Annotated in this window: 10 protein-coding genes; all 10 read left to right on the top strand. The window is 45.8% G+C overall.

Annotated elements, in window-relative coordinates:
* Positions 1–35: 35 nt before the first annotated feature.
* The 10 genes from DCC85_RS20220 to DCC85_RS20175 all read left to right on the top strand — a co-directional run bounded on the left by DCC85_RS20220 (position 36) and on the right by DCC85_RS20175 (position 17117).
* A complete protein-coding gene (locus DCC85_RS20220; protein ID WP_108467174.1) occupies positions 36–2054 on the top strand; it encodes a DUF5693 family protein in 2019 nt (672 codons plus the stop codon).
* A complete protein-coding gene (gene csaB / locus DCC85_RS20215) occupies positions 2027–3187 on the top strand; it encodes a polysaccharide pyruvyl transferase CsaB (RefSeq protein ID WP_108467173.1) in 1161 nt (386 codons plus the stop codon). The genes DCC85_RS20220 and csaB overlap by 28 nt, the downstream gene beginning before the upstream one ends.
* Complete coding sequence (locus DCC85_RS20210) at positions 3184–3942, top strand: WecB/TagA/CpsF family glycosyltransferase (RefSeq protein ID WP_108467172.1); 759 nt, start codon at positions 3184–3186, stop codon at positions 3940–3942. Before csaB ends, DCC85_RS20210 begins: the two co-directional genes overlap by 4 nt.
* Before the next feature lie 121 nt (positions 3943–4063).
* Positions 4064–5188 carry a glycosyltransferase family 4 protein gene (locus tag DCC85_RS20205; protein ID WP_108467171.1) on the top strand — a complete coding sequence of 375 codons (1125 nt, stop codon included), beginning with the start codon at positions 4064–4066 and terminating at the stop codon, positions 5186–5188.
* Between the two features lie 191 nt (positions 5189–5379).
* Positions 5380–9348: an S-layer homology domain-containing protein gene (locus DCC85_RS20200; protein WP_108467170.1), complete on the top strand. Its 3969-nt coding sequence runs from the start codon at positions 5380–5382 to the stop codon at positions 9346–9348.
* 150 nt (positions 9349–9498) lie between these two features.
* Positions 9499–9840, top strand: a complete 342-nt coding sequence (locus tag DCC85_RS20195; protein WP_108467169.1) for a hypothetical protein — start codon at positions 9499–9501, stop codon at positions 9838–9840.
* A 502-nt stretch (positions 9841–10342) separates the two neighbouring features.
* Positions 10343–13381 carry an S-layer homology domain-containing protein gene (locus DCC85_RS20190; RefSeq protein WP_108467168.1) on the top strand — a complete coding sequence of 1013 codons (3039 nt, stop codon included), beginning with the start codon at positions 10343–10345 and terminating at the stop codon, positions 13379–13381.
* A gap of 142 nt (positions 13382–13523) precedes the next feature.
* Complete coding sequence (locus DCC85_RS20185) at positions 13524–16070, top strand: hypothetical protein (RefSeq protein WP_108467167.1); 2547 nt, start codon at positions 13524–13526, stop codon at positions 16068–16070.
* Positions 16071–16198: 128 nt separating this feature from the next.
* Positions 16199–16729, top strand: a complete 531-nt coding sequence (locus tag DCC85_RS20180; protein ID WP_108467166.1) for a hypothetical protein — start codon at positions 16199–16201, stop codon at positions 16727–16729.
* 118 nt (positions 16730–16847) lie between these two features.
* Positions 16848–17117 (top strand): alpha/beta-type small acid-soluble spore protein, encoded by a 270-nt coding sequence (locus DCC85_RS20175; protein ID WP_108467165.1) that lies wholly within the window; start codon positions 16848–16850, stop codon positions 17115–17117.
* The last annotated feature ends 69 nt before the right edge of the window (positions 17118–17186 follow it).

Genomic DNA, 17186 nt, shown 5'->3' with positions numbered 1-17186 from the left:
GCCCTGGCGCGTAAGTATCAAGAGGAGGTAGCTTCGTGGTTCAAAGATGGAAGCAGTGGAACACTGCCACCCGCAAATGGCTGTGGATTCTAGTTGTGGTTGGTTTGGTGGCGTCTCTGCCCTTAATTTATGGTAGGGTGGAGACAGAATCCACCGCTAAAAATGTAGAGCTGATTTATAATTATCGCAGTCTGCTGGATATCTCCTCCTATCAGGGGAATCCGCAGCAATTTATGTCTGATCGGCTGGACCGGCTGAAGAAGGCTGGGTTTAGCACGATCGCCGTGTTCGAAAGTAATCTGGATGAGCTGAAAAAGGCTCGCCGTCTGCAGGTCTACAGTGCTGCAGACGTAGCTAATCTGAACAAGAAGCCTTTATCGGCAACCGATAACGGAACCTATGTCCTGTTCACAAACGACGATAACGAGAAGATTTATGCTTCGATGATCAAGGATGCCTTTGCTCAGTTTGATATCCAGGTATCCCCTTGGTCGTGGAACGGGCATTCAGGCCTGCGCCTGAATACCTCGCCGGAGGATGCCGCGCTTAAACCGATGCCGGCCGATCCGCAGGTGATGGAGATGATCCATGATAAAGGCATGCACATCTTGCCGCGCATATCGGACAGCGGAACCTATAACCAAGAGGCTGTAGACGAGCTGCTGGACCAATATGTGAAGTATGGCGTCACACGTATTCTATTTGATGGTGAAGCCGTTAAGGGCTATGGAGACGATGCGGAGAAGCATTCCTTACAGGCCTTTGCCGACTCTCTGAACGAGCGTCATATCGGTATTGCTGCTATTGAGGGGCTGAAGAAACCTCAGCTGGGTCTGAACCGACTGGCTCATCTGCTGGACTACAATGTAGTGCGCCTGCATTCCATTGGGGACACCGATGCAGCCATGGATCAGGAAGCCTTGGCTGACCGACTGGCTCTTGCCGTAAAAGACCGGAAGATTCGGATGATCTATTTCAATTCATCTCCGGCTCGTGATGTAGTGAAGGCAGCGATTACCGACCCGATTGACAATGTCATTCATGCCCTTAAAGATAAGGGTGAAGCCTTGGATCGTATAAAGAAGGCCGGATACCACCTTGGACAGGCTGAACCGTTCAAAGTGACGGACTATTCCTGGGAGAAAATCATTAAGGTAGGGGTTGTGCTGGGCGGAGTTGCCTTTGTGGCTCTGCTGATTTCTTACTTCCTTCCTTCAGTTACTCTGTTGGTTCTGCTGATCGGGTTTGTGGGCTGCTTAGGGTTGTATGTTCTAAAGCCTAGCATGCTGGAGCATTTGCTCTCGCTTGCTGTAGCGATCAGTGCTCCTACGGTAGCTACCCTTATGGCTGCCCGGAAAGTGAAGGAAGTTCATGCGGAGCATCCCCATATATCCGGTTCAAGAAGACTGTCGCATACACTGATTTTGTTTATTAAGACCTCCTTGATCAGTTTGAGTGCTGTGCCATTCGTCATTGCGCTCTTGAATAATATTACTTACAGTTTGGTACTTGACCAATTCCGCGGCGTAAGTCTGCTACATTTTGTACCGATGCTGCTTGTAGCTGTCTATGTGTTCTTGTACCAAGGAAAATCCGTATACCATGAGCTCCGCCGCTGGCTGAGCATGCCGATTACCCTGTTGTGGGTTGCGGTTGCGGTTGTCATTGGTGCGGCTGGCGTGTATTACTTGTCCAGAACTGGCAATGCCGGAACGCTGCTGCCAGGCGAGGCCGCCTTCCGTGCCTTCCTGGAAGAGAACATCGGTGTAAGACCCCGGAATAAGGAATTTCTGTTTGCCCATCCGCTGTTCATAGCAGGGGTGTTCGTAGCTTTCCGTTACCCTAAAGTTATCTATGTTATGATCATTGCTGCCATTGGCCAGCTGTCGATGGTTGATACCTTTGCGCATATTCATACGCCGGTCCTGATCTCGCTGATTCGCGGGCTGCTCGGTCTGGGCTTTGGCCTCATTATCGGGATTATCGCCATCGGGGTATGGCAAATTATTGAAAGGTGCTGGAAGAAATGGAGTCCGCTTCTGCTCAAAGAATAGTTCTATCCGGGTACTACGGCTTCCGCAACAGCGGTGACGAGGCCGTTCTTAAATCCATCTTGACTGCACTGGAAGAGGAGGGCCGCAGGGCGGGGGTTCGCATCGAGCCTGTCGTGCTGTCGGCTGATCCGGAATGGACCACGAAAATGTATGGTGTAGAGGCCGTTCCCCGGATGAAATTGGGTGAAGTCAGGAAAGCTATTCGTAGCAGTAACGGGCTGATCAGCGGGGGTGGGAGCCTGCTGCAGGATGCAACAGGACTGGCATCGGTGCCCTACTATTTGGGAATCATCAAGCTGGCTCAGTGGATGAAGAAGCCTGCGTTTGTATACGCCCAAGGGGTGGGGCCGGTTAACCGCCGAATGTTCCACCCGCTGATCGCCTCGGTCTTCCGTAAATGCGCTTATGTCTCCGTACGCGATACGGAATCGGCGGAGCTTCTCCATACGATGGGGCTTCGCAAAGATGCCATAGAGGTCGTACCTGATCCGGTTATGGGGCTGCCCCTGCCGGAATGTTCGCCTCTTGGCGAGGATGGAATGGCCGCGGTGAGTCAGGATGGAGCACAGAGCTCCTCGGAACTCCCGGTAGTTGGCATCTCCGTCCGCTTCTGGAACAGCGAACGGGCCGAACTGAACGCGCTGGCTGAGGGGCTCGCCGCCCTAGCCCGCCAGCGTCAAGTGCACCTCCGGTTCCTGCCGTTCCACCTCCCTACGGATGAGGAAGCCTCCCGCTATGTGATGGAGCGGATCGGGGATCTTAGCGGAACCGGCAGCATCGTAACCATCGCGCAGGCGCTCGACAACCCGCAGGAGATGCTGCGGGAGGTCAGCCGCTGCAGCCTGATCATCGGCATGCGGCTGCACAGCCTGATTTACGCGGCTTCGCAGCGCGTGCCCCTGCTCGGCATCTCGTACGATCCGAAGATCGACCACTTCCTCGCCCGGCTCGGCAGTGTTCCGGTCGGAACGAGCGAGCAGCTGGAGCCGAAGACGCTTGCCGCGCAGGCACAGCATCTGCTTGGCAGCGGCGACGAATGGCGGGCGCGCCAGCAGGACAGCATTGACATGCTGAAGCAAGAGGCGCGGATTCCTGCGCGGCGCATCGTTGATTATTTAATGAGCAAAGGATGAACGAAGTGAAGCAGATCGAAGCAATTCCGACAGTGAACGTGCTCGGCATTTCCGTATGCAAATGGGGAATGGCCGATACGGTAAACTACCTAACTGAAGCCGTCGAATCCGGCAGACCGCACCAAGTCATTACGGCGAACCCGATCATGGTGATGGCCGCACTGGGGGACTCCAATTATAAGAAAGTCTTTGACGAGGCCGAATTGATTGTTCCTGACGGGGCGGGTGTGGTATGGGCTGCCGGCAAGCTTGGCCATCCGGTAGCCGAGCGGGTGGCGGGCTTCGACCTGCTGCATGAATTAATGAGAGCCGGACAGAGCCGATCATGGAGGGTCTATCTGGTCGGCTCCACTCAGGAAGTGATTCAGGAGACAGCAGGCAGGTTACAAAAGCTGTATCCTGGCACAGAGATCGTCGGGTATCGTGACGGCTTCTTCGGACCAACCGAGGACGCTGAAGTGATTAAGACGATTGTGGAGGCGAAGCCGCATTTGCTGTTCGTTGCCCGCGGCGCGGATACACAGGAGCCTTGGATTGGTCGATATAAAGAGCAGCTCGGCGTCCCGGTTATGATGGGCGTTGGAGGCAGCTTTGACATTATCTCAGGCAAGAGTAAGCGGGCGCCGAAATTCATGCAGAGGATGCGCCTGGAATGGTTTTACCGGCTTGTTAAAGAACCAACACGGATCCGAAGAATGCTTGCGCTGCCGAAATTCGTCGTGAAAGTGACGCGGGAGAAAGAAAACCGCAAGTAAGTTGGAAAAATGGGCGAATTCACGGGTATATCGGCGTATAAATGCTAAATTGGAGGGTTGGTCTTTAGAAGCTTTCAGGGTATAATTCATTCCGGTAGAACAATTGGGGGTTGAATTCAACATGTTGATGATCTATATCATCGGGTTTGTGCTGGCGCTGGGTCTAGCGCTGGGCCTTACGCCACTAGTCAAGAAGTTCGCTTACAAGGTAGGCGCAGTAGACGTTCCTAACGCGCGGAAGGTGCATACAAGAATAATGCCAAGGCTCGGTGGGCTGGGGATATATTTATCTGCAATCATTGCACTCCTTGCGATTCTCCCGTTTATTCCGGATTCTTTCCTGTCTGCTCGGGACTCTAACTTCGTTAAAGCATTTATCGTCGGCGGTACCATGATCGTACTGCTTGGTGCACTGGATGATCGATTCCAGCTGTCGGCCAAGCTGAAGTTCCTGGTGCAAATCGCAACGGCTTGTGTTGTTGTGTTCGGTTTTGATATCAGACTTGAATTTGCTAATATTCCTTTTCATTCTTATTCTTCAATAGAGAGCTGGATTGCAATTCCATTCACGATCCTCTGGATCGTTGGCGTAACCAATGCAATCAACCTAATTGACGGGCTTGATGGCTTGGCTGCAGGGGTCTCAGCAATTGCAATTGGAACTATCTCCGTGATGGCTTTCATCATGGGCAATGAGATTGTAGCTGTGATGTGCATGCTCCTCTTGGGCAGCATTATCGGCTTCCTGTATTTCAATTTCCACCCTGCGAAGATCTTTATGGGAGACTCTGGCTCACTCTTCTTGGGCTTCAGCCTTGCGCTCCTGTCCTTGTTGGGATTCAAGCAGGTAGCGATTGTCGGCTTCCTGACACCGCTAATCCTGATCGGCGTACCTCTCTCGGACACGATGTTCGCCATCGTGCGCCGCTGGATGCAGAAGAAGCCTATCTTCTCTCCAGATAAAGGGCACCTGCATCACTGTCTGCGTGAACTGGGCTTCAGCCATCGCCAGACGGTACTGATTATCTATGGAATTGCCGCATTCTTCGGAGTGCTGGCGGTTATTCAATCTTCCGCAGCACTGTACAATGCGAACTGGGTCACCTTTGTCGTCATCTGCATCATGGTCTTTTTCCTGCAGATTGGCGCGGAGATCATTGGACTGATCGGCAAGACCAAGCGTCCTGTGCTGAACTTCCTGGCGCGGCTTCGCATGAAGGTAAGCGCGGAGCGCGGATCAAAGTAAGATTGAACTCATCAATTTGATAGGACAAGCCCGGTAGCCTGTTATGGCGGCCGGGCTTTTTTACATAGGAATAGTACTGAACTCACAAGTTTTTATTAAAATTCCTTTTTTTATTTCTAAATTTCTTCAAAAATATGGTGGTTTGTCCGATATAGTAGGTAACTGAACATGCAAAAGGAGAGATCAATAATATGCGGAGTATCAAAAAGCCATTTATATGGCTGCTACTCTTAACACTTGTAGTTTCCGTAATCCCTACGGGACTAGTAAGTAAAGTGTCGGCTGCACCAAGTGCGGCAAGCTTTTTTATTCCGGATGACCAAAAGTTACGCGAGACAGCTTTATTGTCTACAGAACCTGTAATTAACCCGGGGGACCCAGTACAAATATCAAGAGATAATGTTCTATCGGTAAACACCCCTAAATTTGATATCACCGGTACATTCTCTTATGTAACTGCGGATACCATGACAGTCAAAGTAGAACAGCTTAGCTCGCAAAGTGCTGGGAAGGACGCGAGCGGCAATGACCTCGTTCGGTGGGTTACGGATAGTACTCACTTCGTGTCTGGAACTGTAACGAAAGATACTTCCACAACTAATGACAAGTTTAAAACAAGTAGCTTGCAGTTGTTTTCAGGCTTTAACAAAATTACATTGAGCGGTAAACAAGGCAGTATCACTCGCTCAGATGTATTTTATGTCCTGTATGATAAAGTACCTTATGTAAAAAGTTTAATTCTGTCAGGAAGTTCATTGGGTAATATTTATCTGAATGAGGGGACAAGAATTGTATCCGATAAGGATACTGTAATGCTTCAAGGTGAAGTGCAGAATGCCACTGATGTTACGGTAGCTGTAAACAATCGGAAGGCCCTTGTTGCTACTTTAACGCAAGCAGGTAAGTTCTTCTCACCTTCATTGGACCTTGTGCCTGGTCTCAACACTTTGAAGATTCAAGTGAAGAATGCCTCTGACTCCATTGATATTACTCGTGAAATATATTATTTCAGCAGTAAAGACCCATTTGTTGATGTTAACTTAGAGCATGGGTCTCAGAAGTATCCAATCAAGAGTAGCAGTTCGGAACCGATCTTGACGAACACCACCGCTCCAGCGTCTGGAAATATGGAAGTACGCTTCCTAGTGCCTAATAACGGAAACACGTTCCAGGCTAATGGCTCAGCAAATGCCAATGTAACTGGAGGAACGGCTACAAACCCTTACGATCCTAGTACTCTGCAAGAAGAAACTATTCTAGGACCTGATGGTAAGACAATCGCCTACCGCATGGTAACTCTGAAAATTCCATTTAACTTTGCTCTTGATCCAAGCACCAACCAGCCTGTTAAAGATCAGTCCGTTGATGTGACCGTCAACTATGGCGGCAACTTCGGAGGCACATATACTGCGAAGTTTAAGTATTTACCAGGTGAAACGGCAATCTCCAATATGTACTATGCCAAGGATTATAAGAGTGGAGATCCGTTCCCAGATGTAACTAAGCTGCCTAAGCTGGACGGCACGGAAGTTAGCTCGCCCGATTTTTATATCGTCGCATCTTCCGATAATGCACCAAATGGTAATTTGAACGGAACCTATCTGCCGCTGAGTAGTGTAAACTTAAATCTCAGTCCAGTGACTACTTCCGGCAATAATGTTTTGTACCATGTAACTGGCTTCTCAACAGGTAATCAGCAAGTGAAATTTTGGTATGGCAACTCTGCGGCATCGTATATTGCAAACATTGCATATGTGTCCAAAGAATATATTTATGTAGCTGACCTCTATGATGGGCAAACTTATACACTTAACTCAAACACTGCCCAATCCATGAAAATTAACGGGGAGTATAGAGGTTTCCAGGATCTACAGCATGCCGAGTATTTTGTGAATGGTCTCTCTGAAGCTCAATTAAATGCACTTCCAAACGGTGCTGGAACGGATACGGTTTTGGGTGTAACAGCAACTAATAAAACTTTTGACCTGAACCTTAAGGTAGACGCTGCAGGCCCGCTTTACTACGGTGAGAACCGAATTGTATTTAAAGGCACATCAAGTGACGGTGCTGGTAACACTCGTGAAATTCGTAAAGAGCTTCGTATTTACATTATCGATTCAAACATCTCAAATATTAATCAGTTTCACCCGGCTTTAGCCAGTGATCAACGGGAGCCTTTCTCTGGCCTGGACTTGGCTACAACACCAAATACGAAGCTGGATAACATTCTTAAGTTATCACCAGAATTTGAGTACAAGGACGATAAGTATATAACGACTAGTCAGAAGTACGACCTTGTACTTCGAGGTAATGGTGCCTCCATTATCAATGTTAATTTTGGGTCCCAGCCATTCTTCTCTTCACAAACCTTGAACTTAGACTTAACGCAAGGAAGTAACTATGTAACCTCCGGTAAGTTCATGTATGACAAGAAGGAATATAATTATGATTTTGCTGGGGGAAGCAAGGACTTTGTGCTGCGCATTAAAGATGTTGAGTTTGAACAGCCAGGAAGCCATGTTTATAACCTAGAGCTGATTAATAGTACAGGGGCCAGAACAAGTCAAAGACTAGAAGTTACTCGGGAGCTGTCTCCTTACCGTATTTTGTCTCCTAAACCTACTTCCGGGGATCAAATTGTTGTAAACAAGAACTTTGTTCGTTTTGATATTGAGGCAGAGGGAGCAACCAAAGTCCTGATTGGCAAAGAGGAAGCTACCAAACGCTCTGACATGAATAACCGCTTTTTCTTCGATTATGTTGGGCTGAAGCCAAATAAATCGAACAAAATTAAAATTCAAATTGTTCGTGCTAACACAACGCTAAATGATACGATTGATGTTTATTACACCAGCGCAGTTGCTGTTGATTCACAGTATATGCCTGAGAAGGTCAGCAATAAGTACAGTGTATTCAATAAGTCGCTTGAACTCACATTCCCTAAGGGGACTGTATTGCAGTCTGCAAATGTTGCAGATAATGGTGTAGTTAAGTTTTATCCAGACAACAAGATTCTGTTTGCTATCGCAGACCCATCAGACGGGGTTGTGGAGCGTCGGAATGATTATGGGAATATCATTAACGTGAATAAAGATGAAAGAACACCAGAAGGTAAGAGCACAGTTACAATTCCGAGATATTTAGCTGAATTGTATAATTCTACGGCTAATAATTATAATTTCAGCAGAGTATCGAACGTGTACTGGGTTAATGGCGGCCTTGGTGAGGTAGGGTATAAAGGGGATGCGGGGAATATTCCTGCAACCAACGGCTTGGCGCCGTACTCTATTGAAGGAAATTACAAGGAATTAATTGAGAACCAGCCACAACGTAAGTTGGCTCCTTCACAACGCGGAACGCTTAAGCTTGGCTTTGACGCCAATGTTGTTGATGCAGCAGGAACAACTATTACCGTGTTCCATTTAAATGATAATTATGAGTGGGAGAACGTTGGTGGAGCTGTCGATACCAAAGCTCATACTATTACGGTGCCGTTCGATGATTTCGGATACTATATGGTTATGAAGCAGGATAAAGGGTACAGTGACATTACGCAGCATCCATGGGCACGTGAAATCCTAAATGCTCTATACGCTAAGGGAATTATGAATAATATGCGTAACGATGCATTTGGTGCAGATGATCTAACGACTCGTGGCGAATTTGCAACTTTGCTTGTAAAAGGCTTGAGTCTTCCGCTGAATTACAGTGCGAACAAGCAAACTTATTTTGATGTGGTACCAGGGGCGAAGACAGCAACCTGGGATTGGAGATATATCGAAACAGCATCTAAACTAGGGATTGTAACAGGTATTGGCGATGGCTACTTTGGTGCCGATGACCCTGTGACCCGCGAACAAGCGGCTGTCATGATCGCTAGAGCACTTAAGCTGAAGCTCAGCGTGAATGATGACAAACTCTATTCAGCATTAAGTAAATCATTTATGGATGCTGGAAAGATGGAGAGATATTCCCGTCCTGCTATTCAAGCTGTAACTAAGGCTAAGATCATGTCTGGCACTGCCGTAACACTAACGGGTCAGAAGAAGCCTGGATACAACTTTAATCCAGATAGCAGCATGACTAGAGCTGAAGCTGGTAAGATCGCGGTTGAGCTTCTTAAGAAGAGCTCGAAGATTTTCCCTAAAACCCTCAGCTAATCGATAGTCTATATACCGCCTGCGAAGCCTTTTTTCGCGGGCGGTATCTATTTGTAAGGGAATTACCAGTTACATCTTTTTGTAATTTGGTATAGTTTACGCTACAATAGCAGAAGGAAAGACATTTTTTGCAAAAGGGTGAAGCAGAACATGAAACCGATTTTATCAAAACCGCAGCTGGATTATATGAAAGCTAAGACGAAATTTGAGGATAGAGCGAAAGTTTTGGAGAAGAAGATCGAAGGAACGCAGAAGCTGAAGGAGATCAGCCAAGAGGTAATGGAGGAACTTGTTGTTGAGACGGGCTTCCATGATGCCTATGTAACGTTGACCCGTGCAGAAGATGAGCTGATCCAGTGGTCTCATAACACGATGAAGCATGAGAAGGATTATAAGGACAATAAAGAGGCGATCGACCGGATGTATGCGAATTTGGGTACCAATCCAGAGATGCGCGCTCAGCTGATTCAGCTGGCGATGAAGGTTCGTTAATTATTCTGTACTTATATATAGGAAGAGATTTATAGGACATCCTCCAAAAGAGGATGTCTTTTTCGCGTTTAAACTGTATATATTTAGGGTATTGATATGGGAAAAGTTGCTTGGTGACTGGGAGAAACCGGGATGTTATACTAATTTCCGTCAGTAACCACTGTTTCTAAATTGTTGAAGAACAGGGTAACCGTGCAAAGGGTAACATTTCCGTAATTTTTTTTAAAAACCCGCAACTTTTTAGATTCTGCTGCGTTTAAGATGTAGAACACAGAAGTACAGTGACTGAATTAGACAATCCAATACGTCCCTTTTAGGGAAACTTGTCTATCTATTAGAAAATTTAGCTTTACGGCTAAGGAGTCACATTGTATAATGTGTTAGGTAGGATTAGGAAACTACTCTATTTCTACATGTTCCATTGTTTACAAGTTTCTGTGATGATCTCACAGACATCATTCATAGGAAGTTCGCTCAACTCGGGAAAGGGGGTGCATTCACAATGAGTATCAGTGACTATCCAACTAAAGAAAATTCTCATGACATGAAAGTTATTCAAGGAGGAGAAAAAAAGGTTATGAAGAAAATTTTATCCGTAGCTCTGTCTACAGCAATGGCATTCTCCATGTTTGCTTCTGTAGCATTCGGTGCTGAGTCCACGACTCTTACACCAGAACAAAAATTTGATGCTTTGAAAGCTAAAGGCATCGTAAACGGTTTGCCAGATGGTTTGGCTCACCTGGAAAAAACTCTGTCCCGTGCAGAGCTTGCTAAAATCGTAGCAAAAGCTATGGACCTGAAAGAGGTTACTGGCGTTTATACTTACAAAGACAAAGGCTATGTTGCTGGCTACTGGGCAGCTCCGTACATCGAAGCTGTAACTGCAGCTAACATCATGAAAGGCACTACAGTTAACGGTAAGCAAATGTTCAACCCTACAGCTAATGTAACGGCTCAAGAACTGGCTATCGTTCTGACTCGTGCTCTGAAGCTTGAAGTGCCTACTACTGGCATCAGCAACACTGCAGCAACTTGGGCTCAAGGCGAAGTTCAAGCAGCAATCAACAAAGGTCTGGTTGAAGCTAACCTGAACTGGACAGCTAACGCAACTCGCTCCCAAGCGATTGTAGCAGCTTACGCTGTTGACCAATTCGTATCCATCCCAACGGTTGCTTCTTACAAAGTAATCGACGCTAACAACGTTGAGTTCACACTGTCTACTGGTGAAGTAGTTGCAGTTAAACTTGACAAAGCTCTTGTAGCTAACGTTGAAACTCCAGTTGAGTTCCAAAACAAAGCTGGTCAAAAAATCGCTACTAAGGTTACTTGGAAAGTAGATAGCGCAACTAAAGTACAATCTGCTGCCGCTACTAACCTGAAAGAAGTAGTTGTTACTTTCGACGGTACTGTAGACGAAACTAGTGCAACTGTAGCTAGCAACTACTCCATCAGCGGTAAAACAATCGAAAGTGCTACTTTGGCAAACGACAAGAAGTCCGTAACATTGCTTCTTTCCCAATCCAGCACAGCACTTGTTAACCAAAAGCAAACTTCTGTTGTTGTTAACAACGTGAAGAACTCAGATGGTTCCAAGACTTTGAGCGGTACTGTAAGCTTTGTTCCTTCTGATGTAGCTATTCCTACAGTTCAAGAAGTTAAAGCTCTGGGTACTAAAGCTGTGAAGATCGTATTCAGCGAGCCAGTACAACAATCCGACGTGATTGCAAGCAACTTCCGTATTGATGACAAAGCAATTGCAGCTAACGTTCAATACACTTACCCTAACACTGTAATCTTGACTACTTCTTTGACTGAAGGAACACACACTCTTCGTGTGAGCAATGTTAAAGACTATTCCGGTCTGACCATTGTTCCTGATTCCAAGGAGTTCACTGCTTCTGTTGATACTACAGCTCCAACTGTAACTTCTGTGAAGTCCAACGACTTGACACAAGTAGAAATTACTTTTGATGAGCCAATTAAATCCGTTTCCGGAGCATATGCAAATGTTTCCTCTTTCACTACATCTTCTCGTGTGATTAAGGACAACAAACTTATTCTTAACTTCTCCAGCCCATTGAATGCTTCTGAAAACAACATTCATTTGACTGGTGTTAAGGATTACAGCGATAACTCCGCTGATCTTGATGTGAAAGTAACTCCTACTCTGGATGTAGTTCGTCCGGTTGTAGTTAACACTGAATTCGAACAAAAGGGTACTGACTATGTAGCTACTCTGCATTTCAGCAAAGCTCTTAACAAAGAAAGTGCTGAAAAAGCTTCGAACTATGTGCTGAAAGATTCTAACGGTAAAATTCCTGCCGTTGCTGGAATCACTGTTGATGGAAACCCTGTTCGTCAACCAGTGTATGACGCTGTTAAGAGAACTGTAACTATCAACTTTGGTTCTGCATTGAAGAACGATAACTACACTCTCACTGCTTCTGGTGTGAAAGACGCTGCTTATGTAAGCAATGTTCTTCTGCCATACACAACTACGTTGTCTGTAGCTCAAGCTCAAACAGGTGTAATTTCCCGTGCTTGGACTGAAACTAGCGGTGCAACTCGCATTCTATACATTCAATTCAACAGAACTTTGACTACAGAAGGTCAAGGTAATGCTCAGGATGCTACTAAGTATTTCTTAAGAGACAGTGTTTCTGGTGCGAAATTCCAAGCAGCGAAGAGTAATGATGATGTTCAACTGAACACTGCTAACGTTGTTCGGATCGAGGTTACTGGTAATATTCCAACTGACTTTAGCTGGAATAATGCTGTTGTCGATGCAAGCTACCTGAGAGATGTTGATGGCAATATCTTGGGTAACTCTGCTGGTGGTTATACAGTGTCCAAAACAGTAAATGATGCTAACCGGGCAATTAGCGTTACAGGTGCTGTGTATGTAAACAGCACTAGCAAAGTTGAGATCAACTTCGCTGGTCAACTGAATACAGTTGTTGCAAGCCAATTTGAATTGCGTGACACTGCAACAGGTGGCACTTACACTGCTAATGGCTATGAGCTGTCCAATAACAATGAAACCTTGACTTTGGATTTCTCTGACAGAAAACTTCCAGCTAACTTTAGTGGTACTATCAGAACTGTAGGAACTGGTAACCGTGATGCATACGGCAATGTTGTAGCGCTTGACCCAGATACTACCAACAACAATGCTCAACATGTTACAGTAGTAAACAAAATTGCTCCTTCTGTAACTGATGTTAAAGTTGCTGCTGTTACTGCAAAACGTCACACTGTAACTTTGACATTCGACAGAAATGTTGATTTTGATCCTGCTGCTAAAAACCTCTTCAGTGTAGATCTTGGTAGCCAACGCGGTACAGTTGACTCAGTTTCTAGAGTTACAGCTAACCAAATTCAATTGACTGTTGATACTACTAATGATGTAGCTTCTAATGACTTCTACTCTGTATACTTCAACGGTACTGCAAACGCTGGTACTAACGGTAGCAAAGTGCTTACAAGCACTGAAGAGCCTAAAACACCAGTTGAAACTATCAACAAACAAGGTTCTTTCTAAGATTAAATTAATTATCTCAAAGGGTTGGTCATATGACCGACCCTTTGTTTTATTATTAATGGAAGTTACTTATTTGAAAACTTTTCCTAGTCGAATTGCGTATATAATATAGAGGATATACCAAACACTAGGAGGTTCAACCTTGAAGAAGATTCAATTCCTTTCAGTAACAGCTGTTGCAGCTTTGTTAGTGAGTCATGTTCCTTTGGGCGCAGATGCCGCTTCAACCAAAACTACTTCAAAAACTAAAACCACACAAACCAAAGCTATTGTTCATACTGTGAATAATTTGGCCCCGATTAAAATAACTTCAAAAAGTACTGTACGCCTTAGCGATGTTAATATTCTTTCCCAAGATCAGCAAAATATACTTACTTATACACTCACTTACCAGAATAATGATGCCAGAAGCTTATCCTTGGTTGATTACTGGACTAAGGTGAAAACCAGCTCAGGTACGACTTATAATGCTACTGTAGTGACAATTGACAAAGATAAGAAAAGTGTAGTGCCTGGGGCATCTGTGTCGGTTACATACACCACAAAAATAGCTAAAAGTTTAAAATTCAGTGACCTAAACTTCCAAATCATCAAATGGGATTTCTCTGCTAGTGGTTATGAAAGCAGTTTGGGAGGCTTCAAAATTCCAGCTTACTATACGATCGCGACCCCATATGGTAATGCTGCAAAGCTGATGGTCAATCAGAGCCCTGTTAAAACTAAAATAGTGAGCGCCAGCGCTATGGGGACTGGAGGCTATAATTATGTAAATATAGGTTTGAACATCGAGAACATAGGTTCTAAGTTGCTGGATAACCCTAATATGAAGTATGTGCTTCAGACGCAAAGTGGAACGGTATTTACTTTGGCTGATGCAGATGGCAGCAGTTACACAATCCAATCACAGGATAACAGGACTGTAAACTTAATCACTAAAATTCCAAGCAAGGTCAACTTGAATGGATTACAATTGCTTGTCCTGCAGAACGATGAGACCTTGAAATCAGATCTTCCCGTAGCTTCTCTTAATCTAGGCTCCATTAGTTCTGCTAATTCTAAGACACCTATAAACAAAACTAAGGTGCTAGCTGTTGGAAATCAGAAGATAACAACGAACATACAGGATGCTTATGTGAATCAGAGCTTTAACAAAAGTGATATCTCTATTCAATACGTCCTGCGCAATACTGGAACACAGAAGGTTAATATTCCGGCATACACTTTCGAGATTAAAGCCGGAAATCTATCCTATCCACTATCAGTCATAGGGATGGACGGACTGTCCTTGGATCCGGACGAGGAACAGACGATCTCCTTGAGTGGGAATATTCCTTCTAAATCCGCTCTCGGGAAATTGGAGTTGGTCGTGAAAACACCAACAAGTGCTCCATCCACTCCATCTTCGGGCGAGCAACAAAATGCCCCAGTACCTAGTGGAGGCGTAGCTTATAGCTATCCTGTTGCGATCTATGCTGTACCGGAACTAACGGCTATGCAGAACACCATGGGCAAAGAGCGTATCATTAAGAACTCCTTAGGGACTTTTGGTGTGACATTGGGCAGTGTTCAACGTCTCCCTTGGGAGGATGGCAGATTGCTAGTAACGAAAATCTCTATTGCGAATCGTGGGACTGCAACTGTCCAATTGCCGGATTTTGCAGGAGCTTATAAGATGGATGCTTCACCGGTTGCCACAACGACACAGCTTATTAACAGCAACACAACTAAAATATTGGGGCCAGGTGCTTCTTCTGATGTATATGTAGTTACCAAAGTTCCGACGAACCTTGACTTCTCTCAGCTTCAAATCATACTTCAGCAAAAATTAGCAGCGGATAAGTTAAGCAATTGGGTGCAATTTACAAGCCTTGGCAGCATTAACGATTTTGCTACAATTAAGATGGGTGAGCTGGCTCATTTAGAAACGAGTGGACGTAAGGCAGACGTCAAAATTAGAAGCACACAGGTTTATACAGGGGTTTCTGCGGATTTGGTAAATACCGAGGTAATTATGAAGAACCTAGAGAATACTCAGGTTAACTTATCCCAGTTGACGGGTTATTTTGAGACCCAGGATGGTCAATATTACAAAGCAGAAGTTAATCAGGTCGATCATGCTGTGGGTCCTCAAACCCAAAGCATTGTCTCCTTCTCGGCAAAAATACCAAAGAGTGTTATCATCTCGAATAGTCGCCTGATCATTGGTGAGAGCATTACGGATAATGCGCTCACAGATCTAGGTGGTAAATCCAATGGATATGTTAATGCACAAGCCATGGAACTTGCCTTGACTAACCGTACTGTACAAACCAATCTTAAGAATATTGAGCTGTTTCCTTATACGCTGAATGTCGATAACGTCAAAGGGAGCACGACAAGTTCCGGATTGAATGTTCAAATGAAATATGATTTGAAGCGCGATGCTGATTATGATATGGGAGCTTTCAAGCACAAGTTCCTGCTTGAGGTAACAGATTCTAGTGGGGCTAGTTTTGTGAAGGAAATTGAACTGGAGAAGGATTTCGTATTGGGTGATGATAAGACGTTCACATTCCCTATTTCGGATCCGATTTTCGCTACGAGTCGTACGGGAGCATTCCAGTTTACCATTTATGATCTGTATCAAGGGGAGAAAATCAAGCTGGCATCTCAAGCGGCTTACTATGACAACTCTCATTTATTTGATTAAATAATTCAAGATATCCTAAGACAAAATCCCCGCTTAAGGGGATTTTGTCTTGTCTCCCCCTCTCAAAACCTCTATCATTGAATACATGGAGTAATTTACTAGGAAATAGACATCCAAGGAGGAGCGACATGAACCGAGTATGGAAAGTGACGGCGGCGGCCGTATTGATTGGCGGTGGCCTATGGGCCGGATCGCTGCTGAATAAGAACGCCGAGGGTGCGGGCGTGACGAGTCAGCCGGGGTCTACGGATGATCCTGTAGTCACGAAGAGCTATGTAGATCAGCAGATCCAGCAGGCGCTGAAGGGCGGGGCTGCTACGACGCCAGCGACAACTCAGCCGACTACGGGCGGCAGCACTACTGGCGGCTCAGAGGCGAGCTCTGGCGATGCCGTGGAAGTAGTGACTGTGAAGCCGGGCCAGATTCTAATGGCCAAGGCGGGGACGGAGTTTGTCGTCCGCAACGGCAAGGCCGTTGTATACAGCCCGGACCCAAGCGGCGTAGCCGATCTGACGGATGGGGTGAGCATCCTGGATGGCAAGCCGGTGGGCAATGATCATCTGTTATCTTTTCCACGGGACGGGCGCGGTATTCAGGTTGAAGCGGGCAACAAGTACAGCCTGACGGTTATGGTGCGCGGAGCGTATCAACTGAAGTAGCAGCTGCATAGGTTATTAGGTATGTTTTTCCCAAGGATACAATCATTTATACGGGTAGAGCAGCAGGCACGTGCCATACTAATCCTGCAGGATGAATCCTACAGGAGGTGAAGGTGAGATGCCAAGAAATAATCGTAAGCTAATCCCTGAGAGTCGTGACGCCTTAAAGCAGATGAAGTATGAGATCGCCGCAGAGTTCGGACTGCCGGTTGGCTACGGTGCTATGCAGGGCATGCAGGACACGGAGTTTGCCGGTGAGCTGGGGACTATGTCTTCGGGTTCTTATACGAGCAGCTGGGGCCGTCTGACTTCGCGGGAGAATGGCTCTGTCGGCGGAGAGATCACCAAGCGGCTCGTTGCGCATGCAGAGAAGCAATTTATCTTATAATTTATTCTTTGAACAGGTATAGCTAAAGCAACTGTCTGAACTGCTGAATCCCTTGATTGACAGGGGTTT

It is taken from the genome of Paenibacillus sp. CAA11 (genome assembly GCF_003060825.1).
Lineage (GTDB): Bacteria > Bacillota > Bacilli > Paenibacillales > Paenibacillaceae > Fontibacillus.
The sequence above is the reverse complement of the archived record's forward strand: the minus strand, read 5'-3'. Positions and strand labels throughout refer to the sequence as shown.

Bases quoted from the DNA above. Each gene is read 5' to 3' on its own strand.
- csaB (WP_108467173.1), top strand. From the start codon at position 2,027: ATGGAGTCCGCTTCTGCTCAAAGAATAGTTCTATCCGGGTACTACGGC.
- DCC85_RS20210 (WP_108467172.1), top strand. From the start codon at position 3,184: ATGAACGAAGTGAAGCAGATCGAAGCAATTCCGACAGTGAACGTGCTC.
- DCC85_RS20205 (WP_108467171.1), top strand. From the start codon at position 4,064: ATGTTGATGATCTATATCATCGGGTTTGTGCTGGCGCTGGGTCTAGCG.
- DCC85_RS20200 (WP_108467170.1), top strand. From the start codon at position 5,380: ATGCGGAGTATCAAAAAGCCATTTATATGGCTGCTACTCTTAACACTT.
- DCC85_RS20195 (WP_108467169.1), top strand. From the start codon at position 9,499: ATGAAACCGATTTTATCAAAACCGCAGCTGGATTATATGAAAGCTAAG.
- DCC85_RS20190 (WP_108467168.1), top strand. From the start codon at position 10,343: ATGAGTATCAGTGACTATCCAACTAAAGAAAATTCTCATGACATGAAA.
- DCC85_RS20180 (WP_108467166.1), top strand. From the start codon at position 16,199: ATGAACCGAGTATGGAAAGTGACGGCGGCGGCCGTATTGATTGGCGGT.
- DCC85_RS20175 (WP_108467165.1), top strand. From the start codon at position 16,848: ATGCCAAGAAATAATCGTAAGCTAATCCCTGAGAGTCGTGACGCCTTA.